17 protein-coding genes are annotated in these 13,103 nt (G+C 59.8%); 8 read left to right on the forward strand and 9 right to left on the reverse strand.

Annotation, left to right across the window (positions count from 1 at the left end; translation table 11 throughout):
* Window positions 1-8 precede the first annotated feature (8 nt).
* The 3 genes from ACFHWW_RS11360 to ACFHWW_RS11370 all read right to left on the reverse strand — a co-directional run bounded on the left by ACFHWW_RS11360 (window position 9) and on the right by ACFHWW_RS11370 (window position 1,512).
* Window positions 9-293 (reverse strand): hypothetical protein, encoded by a 285-nt coding sequence (locus tag ACFHWW_RS11360; RefSeq protein WP_100674863.1) that lies wholly within the window; start codon window positions 291-293, stop codon window positions 9-11.
* A complete protein-coding gene (locus tag ACFHWW_RS11365; RefSeq protein WP_379938226.1) occupies window positions 290-619 on the reverse strand; it encodes a hypothetical protein in 330 nt (109 codons plus the stop codon). The genes ACFHWW_RS11360 and ACFHWW_RS11365 overlap by 4 nt, the downstream gene beginning before the upstream one ends.
* A gap of 203 nt (window positions 620-822) precedes the next feature.
* The gene (locus ACFHWW_RS11370; RefSeq protein ID WP_198516931.1) at window positions 823-1,512 is read right to left on the reverse strand and encodes a helix-turn-helix transcriptional regulator; all 690 of its coding nucleotides are present in this window, start codon (window positions 1,510-1,512) and stop codon (window positions 823-825) included.
* Window positions 1,513-1,646: 134 nt separating this feature from the next.
* Between ACFHWW_RS11370 and ACFHWW_RS11375 the strand changes: the two genes are divergently transcribed.
* The 3 genes from ACFHWW_RS11375 (at window position 1,647) to ACFHWW_RS11385 (ending at window position 3,535) form a co-directional block, all read left to right on the forward strand.
* A complete protein-coding gene (locus ACFHWW_RS11375; RefSeq protein WP_379938227.1) occupies window positions 1,647-2,183 on the forward strand; it encodes a helix-turn-helix domain-containing protein in 537 nt (178 codons plus the stop codon).
* Window positions 2,184-2,305: 122 nt separating this feature from the next.
* A complete protein-coding gene (locus ACFHWW_RS11380) occupies window positions 2,306-2,926 on the forward strand; it encodes a hypothetical protein (protein ID WP_100674859.1) in 621 nt (206 codons plus the stop codon).
* A 243-nt stretch (window positions 2,927-3,169) separates the two neighbouring features.
* A complete protein-coding gene (locus ACFHWW_RS11385; RefSeq protein WP_026168639.1) occupies window positions 3,170-3,535 on the forward strand; it encodes a BA14K family protein in 366 nt (121 codons plus the stop codon).
* 13 nt (window positions 3,536-3,548) lie between these two features.
* Here ACFHWW_RS11385 and ACFHWW_RS11390 read toward each other — a convergent pair whose 3' ends face one another.
* The 3 genes from ACFHWW_RS11390 to ACFHWW_RS11400 form a co-directional block, all read right to left on the reverse strand.
* The gene (locus ACFHWW_RS11390; RefSeq protein ID WP_018095316.1) at window positions 3,549-3,728 is read right to left on the reverse strand and encodes a hypothetical protein; all 180 of its coding nucleotides are present in this window, start codon (window positions 3,726-3,728) and stop codon (window positions 3,549-3,551) included.
* Between the two features lie 163 nt (window positions 3,729-3,891).
* Complete coding sequence (locus tag ACFHWW_RS11395) at window positions 3,892-4,092, reverse strand: hypothetical protein (protein ID WP_379938228.1); 201 nt, start codon at window positions 4,090-4,092, stop codon at window positions 3,892-3,894.
* A 1,283-nt stretch (window positions 4,093-5,375) separates the two neighbouring features.
* Window positions 5,376-5,783: a hypothetical protein gene (locus ACFHWW_RS11400; RefSeq protein WP_324763462.1), complete on the reverse strand. Its 408-nt coding sequence runs from the start codon at window positions 5,781-5,783 to the stop codon at window positions 5,376-5,378.
* Between the two features lie 175 nt (window positions 5,784-5,958).
* Here ACFHWW_RS11400 and ACFHWW_RS11405 point away from each other — a divergent pair, with 175 nt between their 5' ends.
* The gene (locus ACFHWW_RS11405; RefSeq protein ID WP_100674885.1) at window positions 5,959-6,324 is read left to right on the forward strand and encodes a hypothetical protein; all 366 of its coding nucleotides are present in this window, start codon (window positions 5,959-5,961) and stop codon (window positions 6,322-6,324) included.
* Here ACFHWW_RS11405 and ACFHWW_RS11410 read toward each other — a convergent pair.
* The gene (locus tag ACFHWW_RS11410) at window positions 6,321-6,725 is read right to left on the reverse strand and encodes a hypothetical protein (RefSeq protein WP_018095312.1); all 405 of its coding nucleotides are present in this window, start codon (window positions 6,723-6,725) and stop codon (window positions 6,321-6,323) included. The genes ACFHWW_RS11405 and ACFHWW_RS11410 overlap by 4 nt on opposite strands.
* A gap of 338 nt (window positions 6,726-7,063) precedes the next feature.
* Here ACFHWW_RS11410 and ACFHWW_RS11415 point away from each other — a divergent pair, with 338 nt between their 5' ends.
* On the forward strand, window positions 7,064-7,219 hold the full coding sequence (locus ACFHWW_RS11415) for a DUF3309 family protein (protein WP_020487478.1): 156 nt from the start codon (window positions 7,064-7,066) through the stop codon (window positions 7,217-7,219).
* Window positions 7,220-7,244: 25 nt separating this feature from the next.
* On the opposite strand, the gene ACFHWW_RS11420 is transcribed toward ACFHWW_RS11415, so the two are convergent.
* Window positions 7,245-7,586, reverse strand: coding sequence for a GFA family protein (locus tag ACFHWW_RS11420; RefSeq protein ID WP_379938229.1), 342 nt, complete (start codon window positions 7,584-7,586; stop codon window positions 7,245-7,247).
* A 142-nt stretch (window positions 7,587-7,728) separates the two neighbouring features.
* Between ACFHWW_RS11420 and ACFHWW_RS11425 the strand changes: the two genes are divergently transcribed.
* From ACFHWW_RS11425 to ACFHWW_RS11435, 3 genes are read left to right on the forward strand one after another with little or no spacing between them, the layout of a single operon-like run.
* Window positions 7,729-9,162: a terminase large subunit domain-containing protein gene (locus ACFHWW_RS11425; protein WP_379938230.1), complete on the forward strand. Its 1,434-nt coding sequence runs from the start codon at window positions 7,729-7,731 to the stop codon at window positions 9,160-9,162.
* Window positions 9,162-11,375 (forward strand): hypothetical protein, encoded by a 2,214-nt coding sequence (locus ACFHWW_RS11430; RefSeq protein ID WP_379938231.1) that lies wholly within the window; start codon window positions 9,162-9,164, stop codon window positions 11,373-11,375. Before ACFHWW_RS11425 ends, ACFHWW_RS11430 begins: the two co-directional genes overlap by 1 nt.
* A gap of 1 nt (window position 11,376) precedes the next feature.
* Entirely contained in the window at window positions 11,377-11,865 is a 489-nt protein-coding gene (locus tag ACFHWW_RS11435; protein ID WP_379938232.1) for a hypothetical protein, read from the forward strand.
* Here ACFHWW_RS11435 and ACFHWW_RS11440 read toward each other — a convergent pair.
* On the reverse strand, window positions 11,791-12,723 hold the full coding sequence (locus tag ACFHWW_RS11440) for a capsular polysaccharide synthesis protein (RefSeq protein ID WP_379938233.1): 933 nt from the start codon (window positions 12,721-12,723) through the stop codon (window positions 11,791-11,793). The genes ACFHWW_RS11435 and ACFHWW_RS11440 overlap by 75 nt on opposite strands.
* Window positions 12,724-13,103 lie beyond the last annotated feature (380 nt).

The raw sequence follows: 13,103 nt of genomic DNA on the forward strand, positions 1-13,103 counted from the left end.
CGGGCGCTTCAACGATCACCGTTCGGTGCCGCAAGCTCAGCGGATACAAGCCTGAGACCCGGTCGTGCCTGCGGCGACTCCGCGCCGGCTCTCCGTTGCGGCCGATCGTCCTGCGCCGCCGCTTCAGCCAGATCATAGCCGAGAGCGAAGGCGATTTTCTTCAGCATTTCGCGAGCGCGAAACTCATGACGGGCGATGGCCTGGCTTTCGGTGACGAAGTAGGCGGCACTGACAGCCTCGATGAGATTGAGGGCAGCGAGATTGACGACGGCGTATGTCTCGGCGCGGATCACAGGGCGCCTCCGAATTGCTGCCGGGGATTGTGCGTACCGAGCTGCCGCTGGACCTGGCTTGCATCCACGCCGCTGCCGAACTCGCGCTCGCGATTGAGTGCGAAGAAGGCGTCGTCGACGAGATCCGACGCGGGCCGGGCTTCACGCTGGAAGACATGCCCATCTGCACCAAGATGCCAGGCGAGCGAAGCCAGACTAGAATAGGCGGAGGAGAGAAAGCACTTGAGCGCCATCTGGTTCTGCGCGTCGGTTGAACGGAGAAAGTCGGCGGCGAAGAGTTCGTCGACCTGGTCATGAAGATCGGATCTGATGCGGGAGAGGGACATGTGGCGCTTATTCTCCTCGTATCGCTGCCGGCGTTCGTCCGCCGTGCAATTCTGCCCTGTGTTCACCCAACATTGCATCCGACACGATACATGTCAACACGAATTGTGTTGAGTCCGCCGACATGAGTGATGTCGTCGGGGTGCGGCAAAGGAATAAGCTCACTGGTTCGACTTTCGCCTGACGACTGGGGGCTTTGCGTCCCTCAGGCGTTGCCGGCGAGCGCGATATAATGGACCGAGTGAACGGTACAGGCTTCGAAGCGCAGTTCCTTATGGGGGTTGAACTGCTCGAGAACCAGTTCGGAGCTGTTGTGGCGCACGAACTTCTTGACGTAGGCCAGCAGGGCCCCGCCTTCTTCCAGCCGAATCTGAGCGATCACGTAGTCGCCTTTCCGGACGCGGCGGCTGGGATCAACGAAGCAGACCTCGCCGTCTTCGTAGCGCGGGTACATCGAATCGCCTGAAACCGAGACCGCATATGCGCCCGAGATGTCCGAGAGTATCGGCGGCGCCATCACTTCGTACAGCACGTTGCCGTTCATTATGAATTCACCATCAACCCCGCCGACGGCCTGACCGAAGACCGGGATCTTTTCCCCCTGGCCGATTACCTTGGCGCCGATCCGGGCGTTCGGCGCGTCGACTTCGACCATTGTCGAGCCGGTGGCGGAGCCCGTGGAGCTTCGGCGGTCGGTGCCGGTCAGCAGCCAAAGCGGGTCGACATTGAACTTGCGGCCGTAGATCTCCGCTTCGCTGAGTTCGAACTCATTCTGCCCATTCTCATGGGCGCGATAGGTCGAGGCCACGATGCCCAAGGCATTCGCTGCGTCGGAGGCGAACCGATAGCCCGCTTTGACGCGCGCCTCGCGCAATCTTTCAGCTCTTTCGCTCATGACACGGGACTTAGCAATGTTGATAACATAAATCATGTTGACAACACGACATTATAGATGTCATTGGTAAAGTCAAGTCGCGGCTGCGGAGGCACCGCGACTGCTGGGAGCACGGGAAAGGGAGTTCGAGAACAGTGGCGGAGAATTCGGAACTGGCAAGGCAGACGCGACACTATCGCGCCGTACGGGAGCGGCTGGCTCGCCCGAGCGAAGCGATGGGCCGATCTGCGCGCATCAAAGAGCTCGAAGGACAATTGGTCGAACTTGCTTCCGACAGCGAAGCGAAAGGACGGCGGATTGCGAGACTGGAAGCCGATCTCGCCGATGCGGGAGCGCGGCTGCTCGCCCAGGCCCGAATTCTGCTTGGCAGCCGAGATACCGGTGCGTCGAACGAGGCCGGCCGCGACAGAGCGCCGATCGAGGAGATCGTTGCCGCCGTGCTCGAGGATTTTCCCGGTGTGAGCTGGGACGACATCATCAGTGTGCGCCGGGAGCGCCGGCTGGTGAAGCCGAGGCATGCCTGCATGCGCGCGGTCTATGAGCGCCGCCGGGATCTCTCGCTGGCGGGGATCGGCCGCATCTTCCATAGAGACCACACGACCGTGCTTGCGGTCGTGAATGATGGCGGTGCCGGAAGCCGGGCAGCTTCCAGAGATGACACCGTCGGCTGAGCCTTGCGGCGGCTCGCATTCCATACCCACCCTCAGTTCACCCTGAATACCGTCACGTCCCGCCGCTTCACGGCAGGGCGCCCGCAACGGATGTCTCAATCACCACGCTCGAAAGGATTCCCATGTTGACCAAGGCTCAGAAATTGCGTGCAAAGCGCAAGGCACAACTCGGACGGCCGCGGAAGGCCAATGCCGAGCGCTTTGCATGCGGCAAGATAAAGCCGGAGTGGTCCAAACAGGAAAGCGAAAAGGAAGCGATGGCTGTGGCGCTTGCAGCGCGCAAGCGCATGCATGGCCTCGAGACGAGAGGCGCGCTCGCCGGCTACACGCTCGGCCGGTTGTTTCTAGACGGGCGGATTACCGAGCAGCAGCGGGAGGCGGGCGACGACTACGCGGCGGCGATGGTGCGCTATTATCATTTGACCGGCATTCCGTTTCCAAGCGTCAGGGCCCAGCAGATCGGCCACGTAAGAGGACATGCAAGCGAGCCGAGCGAGGCTCGCGCCGTGAAGGCGAAGAGCGCGGCGGAGAGAATGATGAGGCTTGAAGGCCTGTTGCTCGGATGCGAGGGGGGGCGGCAGGTGAAAGCCACCGTCTTCAACGTCTGCGTGATGGATTACGAAGGGTTGAGAATGATGCCGGAAGCCCAATTGGATTGGCTGAAGCGGGGCCTGAATGCCCTCCTCTTCGAAAAGGGCTTGCGTGAATATGGGAAGAAGGATATTTCGTTTACTCCACAATAGGAATAATATCCTATAGTTCGAGCCGGCCTAAGCCGGTTCAGACCGTGCCACAAGAATGCCGGGCAAACCATCGTCCCAAAACCGCTGCACTTTTGGGCGAATAGAGGTTAAATGCTTTCAATGCGAAGGCGCCTCGAACGAGCATGTCGAGGCGCATCGACCGTTTCCCCGGAGCAGAAAGAAGGTGAGTCCGTGAAAGCTTCAGCAATGCTCGCCTTTGCGGTGATTGCCGTAGCGACAGGTATGCTACCGGCACAAGCCCAGACGTGCAGCACGGGAATTTGCGCCGGTCGTCCCGCGGGCAGCAGCAACCACGATCTCTTCATCGAGAGGGAATACCGCGACTTCCTGCAACAGCGATATCCGAACTACGGCTCCCGCTATCGCGGCAGGGCTCCCGACATCGGCATAGGCCCCGGTGCGACGGTGGGAGGCCCTTCGCCCCGGGCGGTGGACAGATCGCGCCTGCGCCAACGGCAAAGGGGGCAGTTCGACGCCAATGCGCATCTTCGCTGGTGCCAGGAGCGGTACGCTTCGTATCGCGCTGCGGACGACACGTTTCAGCCCTTCGACGGCGGGCGCCGCCGGTGTAACTCGCCTTACAATTAGAGGGGGTAACCCGTCAGCGCGTTTTGCGCAGGAGCTTCATTGCGACGTAAGCCGCGGACTGCGCCTGAAGCTGAGTGGCGAACTGACCCTGGGCCGGATAGGTGACGCCGCGATAGCTGAGCACGAAGGCCCAGCGCCCGTTCGTTCGCTTTTCGACCCTGATTTCGGCATCGGGCTTGTTATCTGGACTCACCGCAGTCTTCCTCGTTCGCCATTCAGCGCCGGCATGACCCCGGCGCGAGTAACTTGCGCATCCGGCGGCGGAAAGCAAGAGTTCGCGGCGGTGCCCGGCATGCCTGAAGCGCTGCCTGCCGCACCTGTAAATGGTCCAGTGCAGGTTTGAACGTCGTCCCCGGTTACTCGACGGATTTAACCGGGCCGAAACGCTCCATGACGAACGAAGTCTGGACGCCACCCTGCAGGCGGTCGGTCTTTTCAAGTCTTACGCTGGCGAACTGACCGGATTCGGCGAGGGGCGTGCGGTGCCAGGCCGTGGTGACGAACAAGCCGGCACCGACGATGAAACCGACGGCGACATAGATCCAAGGATTGCGCATGGACGAAGCTCCTTCTCTCGGGAAGGCAAATGCATTGCGGGCTGTCGTGGTTCCCCGACGATCGGGATACTGGCCTAAATTTCAGTCTCTATAGTAATGTTCAAAGCAATGTGTTTTGCCTCGGCACGAAACGTCGTCCGACATCGAGCAACGATAGCGAACCGATCGCTGCCGTTCATCCGAGACATCATTATCGAAATATATACCCAAGCCCTCAAGCATCAGCCTTTCAGGATTGAAGCAGAGACCAATGTCTTATGCAAGGAAATTATAATATACATCTGTACAACAAAATTTGAGCAGCCTCTTCATCAAGCAGGCATCCGAGCAGCGGGTTCATAGCGGGCCGCGCGTTGGCAGCAGCAGGCGAACTTACCTCCTGCGGTCCGTCGTGAGACATCGGAGAGATTTCCCGTGGGCAAATCGAAAAACAAGCGCTCTTGGCGTGACGAAGGCTTGCGCACCGAGAGGCATTGCGGTATTCCATAAATCAAGGATAGGAATTTTATCCTCTCAGGGCTTCAGCATTGTGATCTATGGCTTGTTGAGATTCTGATACCCGCCCCGGGTTGTCCAGTGCTCGTCACAGGGTCCAGTGAGACCAAGCCCTTGAGCCGAAAGAACGCTTCCCGCGCCGCAGACGCGGCGCTGCTGGATCTCTGTGACAAGCACAGAGATGAGGGAGGGGATTGCAGTCCTCCGGTATGTTTCCCGGGCCGCGCAGTCGGCAAGATGGCTTAAATACACGCAAACGGCAGCTGCCGTAATGTCCACCCTCCCGATCTCCTCATCCCTGCGACAAGCACAGGGATGAGCACGGAGGAGGAATTGCAATCCTGCTCTGATCCTGCGGAGGCGACCTCGAAAACGTCCGGCGCTCCTCTCGGCGCGGCGTGCTCCTCACTTCCAATTCATGGTTCACGGCGATGCCGCGCGTTCCAAGACGCCGCGGCGCGGCCGGCGATGCGCTTCCGCGTCACCCGAATCCGCGAAGCGGATTCTGCGTGAAGACGCGTTGACCCCAATATCTCGCATGATCCAGGCGCCAGCGGCGCCGGGCGAGTGGGCGGCATCGCCGGCCGCAAATGAATTTGATCCACCGCAATACCCGCGAAACGCAAATGTTCATGAGGAGAAGTCCATGAGTGAAAGGAAGGGCCAACCCCTCCTGGGCCAACGATGACACTTAAACAGGCGTTATCGAGATGGCGGGAACAGGCGGCATCCAACATGCTTTCCCAAGGGATCCGCTTCAGAGACCTGGCTTCGGCGACCGGAGGCGGTTAGCCCAAGTACTCGACTGCTATGACGAGATTGCCGAAGAGTATCTGCCCCGGGTCGCCTGATACTCTCGGGGTGTAGTAAAGAGGAACGACGCGGGGACGTCCGCTCCAAAGGCGCAACGTAGGAAAACCAGTGTGGCTCACGCAGCAGGCATCCTGCTGCGTGGGGTCGTTCCAAAAGCTGAACGTGTAAGATGAGGCCGACATATCCCGCAACTGGATCACGTGCTCACCGATCGGCACGAAACAATCATCTTCTCCATCGCACCAGCCGCTCGTGTGCTCGAAACTTCTGTCAGGCATTTGAAGCCAGGCCTTCACAAAGTATTGCGGTTCGCCCCGTTCCCCGGCAGAGGCGGAGATCGTCGATGCGGCAATGAGAAAGGCGGTGGCGAGGCTTCGGCGCATATTCCCTCCTGGCGTGGCGGATTTCTCTTCGATAAACGAGGCGGCACAGTCCTGTTGCGCCAATCTGATCCGGGATTTCGGCGCAATTATGGATTGCATATGGCGGGAAGATTGTTCCAGAAATTGTGGTCATGAGCTGCCGGCCGGAGAAGGACGAGGAGCGGAGAAATTCATGATGAAAGATCAGAGCGCCATGCCGGAGGCGGAAGCGCCGGACGCGGCGGGCATGCCGGCTGCGAGAGGTGAGGGCAGCCCGCTGGGGAGCAGCTTTCTCGGTGCCGTGCGCGCGGATTTCGCCCAGCATGGCAGCGAGGTCATCGCTCGCATTCGCGACGAGAAGCCGGAAGCCTATCTGAAGCTCGTCGCCTCGGTTCTGCCGAAGGACCTGAGTGCCGCAACCGGCGGGGTTGACGATTTGTCGGACGAACAGATCATCGACCGGATCCGCGCGCTGGACGCTGCGATCCGGCCACTGCTTCCAGCCAGGAAGAGGGCAGGCGGCCTGCGAAAGCGCGTGCCGCCCGCGAAAGTGCAGCTTTAATGCGTCGGCGCCACTCTTGCCGAGACAGACGCTTCGCTGCTCGAGAAGATGATGACGGCAAAGAGCAGAACGCCGGCGAAGGCGATGAGCGACGAAACGGCGACGATCGGCTCCACGGCCGTGTTTCCGGAAAGCATCAGGTAGAGCGACGGGATCAGGACGGCCACCCCGAAGGTGTAGACCGCATACTGAATCACCGCCAGCCGCCTTGCCGCCTTTTGAGGATTAAGCGCGTGATAGCCGCCGAAAATCGCCATGGTTACCCAGCCGAGCAGATTGGCGTGGGCATGGGCGCCCGTTGCGGCATGGTTGCCTGTGATCGACATATGCAGGCCGATCGAAATGCCCAGGATCAAAAAAACAATCGCCGTTCTGAAATAAAGATTTGCAATACGTGGCATCGGTTTCCCCTCCGAGAAAAAAAGAAAATTAGCATGTTCTCATGCGTATGAGAACATGCAGATAAAAGGCTCTTTCACGCCGCCTCGCTGTTCCAGGTGTGACAAATCGGAAAACGAGGACCAGGCTTCCAAGGAAACTGCCCGTTCTGATTGAGTGTTGCCCGCATACGGGTCGCGTGGGGCGTGGAACATATTCTGACTTCTCGCATTCGTAGGATGAACGATGTTCTTTGTAGCGCACCCACATCTTCGGAGGCGCGCAAAAGTCGCTGCAGAAACTCGATTTGGCGCGTTATTTCGTTCGCAGAAATTTCGATCGTGCAAGGGAGAACCGCAATATGCTTGGCACCGTCCTCCTCATTATTCTGATCCTGCTTTTGATCGGCGCCATTCCGGCCTGGCCCTACTCGTCCGGCTGGGGATACGGCCCTTCGGGAATTCTCGGCGTTCTGGTCGTGGTCCTGTTGATCTTGCTCTTGATGGGCAGAATCTGAAGGCCCGAGGCACACAGAGCCGATTTCACCAACTCGCGCCGTCGATAAGGCGGTGCGGGATGTCTTCCCAGACCGAACGATCGAAGACGCGCATGTTGACCCCCATGCGCGGTGAGCTGCGGCCGGCCGGCGACCAGTGGGTTATGCAGCCGCAAACGCCGCAGTGGTGCATAGTCAAGGTCCTGTCGCCTTGGACATATCCGACGAGCTTTCTTTCAGGATCGGTGATGCTGACCTCGCTGGAAGGGTAATAGCCCCAAAGCGTGCCGAGCCTGCTGCAGAGCGAGCAGTTGCAATCGCCGAGCGTCTCCGGGCGGACGGGGGCCGCGACGCGGACCGCCCTGCAATGGCAATGGCCTTCGATCATGATTTTCTCCCATCGGCGCTTCGTATGTCAGCACGGCATTCGGGACATTATTGATCTTATTCCGGCGCAGTCCAGCAAAGACGAAGCGATGCTTACGCCGGCTACGACCGCAATTCGCAAAAATATAGAGGCGTGATCACGGATGAGCGTATCCAACCCATCCGAGGGGACAATTGCGTCCGGCCTTTCCGCGATGCTCAGGGAACAGATGCTGCTGATGGCGGAGCTCCACAGGCGGCAACGAACGAATATCGTTGCCGCCTACCGGCCCTATGCCAAGCAGCGGGAGTTCCATGCGGCGGGCGCGGCTTTTCGCGAGAGGCTGTTCATGGCCGGCAACCAGCTCGGCAAGACGCTGGCCGGCGCAGCGGAGGCGGCGATGCACCTGACCGGGCGCTATCCCGACTGGTGGCAGGGCCGGCGGTTCGACCGGCCGATCGTCTTGCTGGCGGGCTCGGAGTCCTATGAACTGACCCGCGACGGCGTGCAACGGCTACTGGTCGGGCCGCCCCTCAACGAGGAGGAGTGGGGCACCGGATTTCTCCCGAAAGCGGCGATCAAGGCGACGACGCGCCGCGCCGGCGCTTCCGGTGCTCTCGACAGCGTGACGGTGCGGCATGTTTCGGGCAGAGCCTCGACGCTGCTCTTCAAGGCATACGAACAGGGGCGCGCCAAATGGCAGGCCAATACGGTGGATTACGTCTGGTTCGACGAGGAGCCGCCGGAAGACGTCTATTTCGAAGGGATTACCCGCACCAATGCAACGCGCGGCGCCATCGCGGTCACCTTTACGCCGCTCAGGGGCCTGAGCGCGGTCGTGGCCAGGTACCTCATGGAAAAATCGCCGGATCGCGCGGTCATCACCATGACGATCGAGGATGCGGAGCACTATACGCTCGAGGATCGCCAGCGGGTGATCGACAGCTATCCCGCCCATGAGCGCGAGGCGCGCACCAGGGGCGTGCCGGCGCTCGGATCCGGCAGGATATTTCCTGTGACGGAGGAGAGCATACGTGTCGATCCGTTCGAAATCCCAAAGCATTGGGTGCAGATCGGCGGGCTCGACTTCGGCTGGGACCATCCTTTCGCGGCGGTGGGCTGCGCCTGGGACCGGGACGCGGACGTCTTCCATGTGACGAAGATTTATCGCGAGCGGGAGGCGACGCCGATCATCCACGCGGCGGCATTGAAGCCGTGGGGAGCGGCGATGCCCTGGGCATGGCCGCACGACGGATTGCAGCACGACAAGGGGAGCGGCGAGCAACTGGCGGCGCAATACCGCGCGCAGGGATTGGCCCTTCTTCCCGAGCGGGCGACCTTCGACGACGGCACCAACGGCGTGGAAGCGGGGCTTTCCGACATGCTGCAGCGGATGCAGACGGGGCGCTGGAAGGTCTTTTCCACCTGCACGGAATGGTTCGAGGAGTTCCGCCTCTATCACCGCAAGGACGGCAGGATCGTCAAGGAACGCGACGATCTGATCTCCGCCTCACGCTACGCCCTGATGATGAAGCGCCACGCACGGGCGAACAACGGCTACGCAAACTGGAACTTCACCGCCAGAAAGGTTCTCTGATGGCCGCAATGACCGATGAACGCCTGTCCGCCTACGTCAGCCGGCTGGTGAAGGACTGCGAAAACTACCGCGACGAGCTGGCGGTCGACCGCATCAAGGCGATGGAGTATTACGACGGTACGATGAAGGACGTGCCGGCGGATGCAAACCGCTCCAAGGTCGTCTCGCGCGACGTCCGCGCTGCGATCAAGAAGGTGCTGCCCTCGTTGATCCGCACCATCCTCGGCAACGACAAGGTGGTGGAATACGCCCCGGTCGACGAAGGCGACGAGGCGGCGGCAGATCAGGCGAGCGATTACATCAACTATGTCGTCTTTCCCGAAAGCAATGGCTACGACGCCGTGCAGGATGCGGCGCATGATGCGCTGAAACTCAGGAACGGCGTGATCCGCTGGTGGTACGAGAAGCAGACTTCCATTGCGATCTCGGCCCATACCGGTCTGGACGAAGCGGCGCTCGTCCAGCTCGTCGGCGACGACGAGGTGGATGTGCTGGAACAGTCGCAAACGGTCGAAAGGATGGAAACGCCGCAGGGGCCGGTGGAGCAGCCGAGCTACAGCGTCAAGATCCGGCGCCGCACCGAGCGCGGTACGCCGAGGCTGGCGGCGGTGCCGCTCGAGGAATTCCTGATCCATCCGGACGCCATCTCGATCGAGGACAGCGCGATCACCGGCATCGTCAAGCGGATGCGGCGCTCAGACCTGATCGCCATGGGTTATGCGACGACGGCGCTGACGCCGTTCGCGCGCACGATCCTCGGCGAGGCAGACGCAGCGGCGGCGCTGACGACCCTGGGTGTGTCCGCTTTCGCCAAAGCGCTCCTGGACGACACGGATGCGGCTACCGCCCGGACGACGCTCGGAGTGGCAATCGGAGCGGACGTGCAGGCCTACGACGCCGGTCTGCAGTCGATCTCCGGGCTGACGACCGCCGCAGACAGGACGGTCTACACGACCGCATCGGATGTCTATGCGACCACGGCGCTGACGCCATTTGCGCGAACGATCCTCGACGACACCAGCGCCGCTGCCGTGAAGACCACGCTCGGCCTTGCGGCAGTGGCGTCGTCCGGATCGGCCTCGGATCTCAGCTCGGGAACGATTTCCGACGCACGGCTTCCGGGCTCGATGGCGGGCAAGAATTTCTCGTCGGGCATAAGCTTCGCCAATGCGGTTGCTGCCGGGAACACCGATCTTTCGAAGCATATCCAGCTCTACAGCGGTTACGGATTCACGATCACGGGTTCGACCCTGAACTATACGGTCCCGGCCAACTCCTCTCATGTGTGGAACTTAAACGGAACGGAAGTCGGCCGCCTCAATTCCTCGGGCCTGACGCTGGCAACACCGCTTGCGCTCGCCGAAGGAGGTACGGGCTCGACGGACGCCGCGACGGCGAGGTCCAATCTCGGTGCGAACAGCGCTTCCAATCTCACGACCGGAACCGTTCCGAACGCCAGAATTTCCGGAGCCTATGACGGCATCACGACGCTCGGCCAGACCGGGACCCATACGATCACCACCCCCGGCGAGGCGATACGTATCGTTGGCCCCGCCTCCACCGACGATCCGTATGTGACCTTCTATAAGGGCGCCACTCGCCAAGCTTATATCCAGCACACCGACGGCACGGGGGTGAATCAAGGGCTTCGCATTTATAACGATACGGCGACCGGCGGAGACACGGCCCTCACACTGAAGAATTCCGGCGGCGTCGACAGCCTGGAATTCCAGGTCAACGGCGCCGAGCACGTCGTCTATCACTCCGGAAATCTATCCTCGGCCGACCTCAACTCGATCTATGGCTACACGCCGGCGAATTCTGCAAAACAGATCATCGCCGGCAACGGCCTGACCGGCGGCGGCACGCTTGCCGCAGATCGCACCCTGACGCTCGGCACGCCTGGCGACATTACCAACTCGACGACAAACTCCGTCACCTCTACCAGCCACACCCATGCCCTCGGGTTTACTGCGGCGGAGGTCTATGTTGGAACAACTCAGGACAACGCGAACTATCCCGTCGGGACTATACTGCCGATGGCAGTGAACGGGGGGAATGTTCGAAACAGCGAGGTAACCCCTTGCCTATACTCCACAACCTCCTTCGTCGAAAGCGGCTATCCGGGCGCAGGAACTACGTTAGCGGGTACCTGGCGCGCACGCGGAAACGTTGCTTCACAAGATTGGCAAATAGTCCAGAGGACCGCATAGAATGACAATCGTAGGCGGAAAAATGGCCCTTAACCAAGTTTACTCAATTGCCGAAACACAGGAGAAAGGCGTTTACAAGCTCTTGATCAACATGACCGACGCCATCAAAGAAACGTACGATTGCCACTATATCTCTCGTCCCGATGACACTTTCGGCCTCAATCCAACTATCCGTCAGTGGATGGCGGACAATCCCGGTTTCATGATCCGCCCTTATCAGCCGCCGATTGCCGACGAAACGCGAGCGGCAATGCCGCCTTTATCAGCGCGCCAACTGAGGCTTGCCCTCGTCAGCATTGGTTTCAGCCAAACCCAAGTCGCTGCGGTGATCGAGGCGTTGCCGACTTCAGTTAGAGAAGCGGCGCAGATCGAATGGGAATACGCGACCACCTTCAAACGAACGCATACGCTTGTTTCAACTGTTGGCGCTGCGCTCGGGATCTCTGACGAGCAGATCGACACGATGTGGGTTGCCGCGCTCGAGTTTTGATCTATTTTTCCGAAGCTCTATATCAGCGACCCTGCGTAAATCGAAGTCCCTGCCGATCGCAATTCCTTCGAGGATTTCCTGATTTTCCAATTTGGTGTCCGAACTTATCTTCAGCCACGCAATCGCGGTCTCATCGATCTGTTCGGGGATCGGCTCCAAGAGGTTCGGCTGTGTCAAAAGGCGCTTGAGAAGGATCGGCCCCTTCGAGCTGAGTTTAGGCGTAGCCTTCCATATTGCGGAGGCTCTGCGGTCCGTTCGTATGATGTACTCGAACAGGTACATCACCCAGAAGTAATGCAGCACGTTACCGCGTTTCGAGTAGTACTTAAGCATCAACCGCAACCACTTGGCCACGAGATAGTTCTGAGGCACTGCGGCCAGGAACGATATGCCCATGGTTCTGCCAGGATAGCTGTCCGGGAACGCGAAGAAGCCGCTTTCCATTAAGGGCGGGAGCCACCCGTCCAAAGGCCTGACACAGAAGGTCGTGGCGTCGACCCAAACCCCACCATAGTCCCGGAGGAGAGCTATTCTTATGAGGTCGGCCCGCCACTGAATCTTGCGATCACTTCTGTGCGGAGGAACTTCGACGAATTCGGCAACGTTGGAATCACTTAGTATCCGTACATCCCATGAAGGATTTTTTCTGACCCAAGAATCTACGGCATATCGGACAATCGCCGGGGCCTCCTCAAGCGGCCTGTCCCAGTACATCCAAATTACGCGCCGCAATTTCTTGGGCATCGTCTCGTACCCATAGCCTGCGTTCCGTGCTTGAAAATTCTTCTTACCGGCTAAACTACGCCGAATTGAGTGCGAAATCTTCTTCCATAGTAGGAAGGTGTCGAAAATGAGCATATCTGGGCCAGTATCAATGAGCTATCGAGATGGTATGCCTACAGATAAATCAGCTGGTCATGCGCAGCAACTGAATGTTTCTCCAAATAAGATGAAGCACGAATCAGCGTTCTATGGGGCACCGACGTCCCGTCGACGCTTGGGTGCGAGCCGAGGCTGTCCGGATGAAGCAAGCCGCGTGACATGTGTCCATTCATTCCGTGGCGATCTGGGCCTCTTTGCCGACGTACACCTTGAGATATCAACGAAAATGCGCGCGGGCCCTGCGCCTACTTCCCGGCATCTAAATCAGGATAACACGCACGAAATGGTCACCCCGAAGAAGCGATCAGGCTGGTGCCACCGATACCGGAACCTAGATCGGGTCGGGAGGCGACATC

It is taken from the genome of Sinorhizobium sp. P24N7, assembly GCF_042436655.1.
Taxonomy (GTDB): domain Bacteria; phylum Pseudomonadota; class Alphaproteobacteria; order Rhizobiales; family Rhizobiaceae; genus Sinorhizobium; species Sinorhizobium meliloti_A.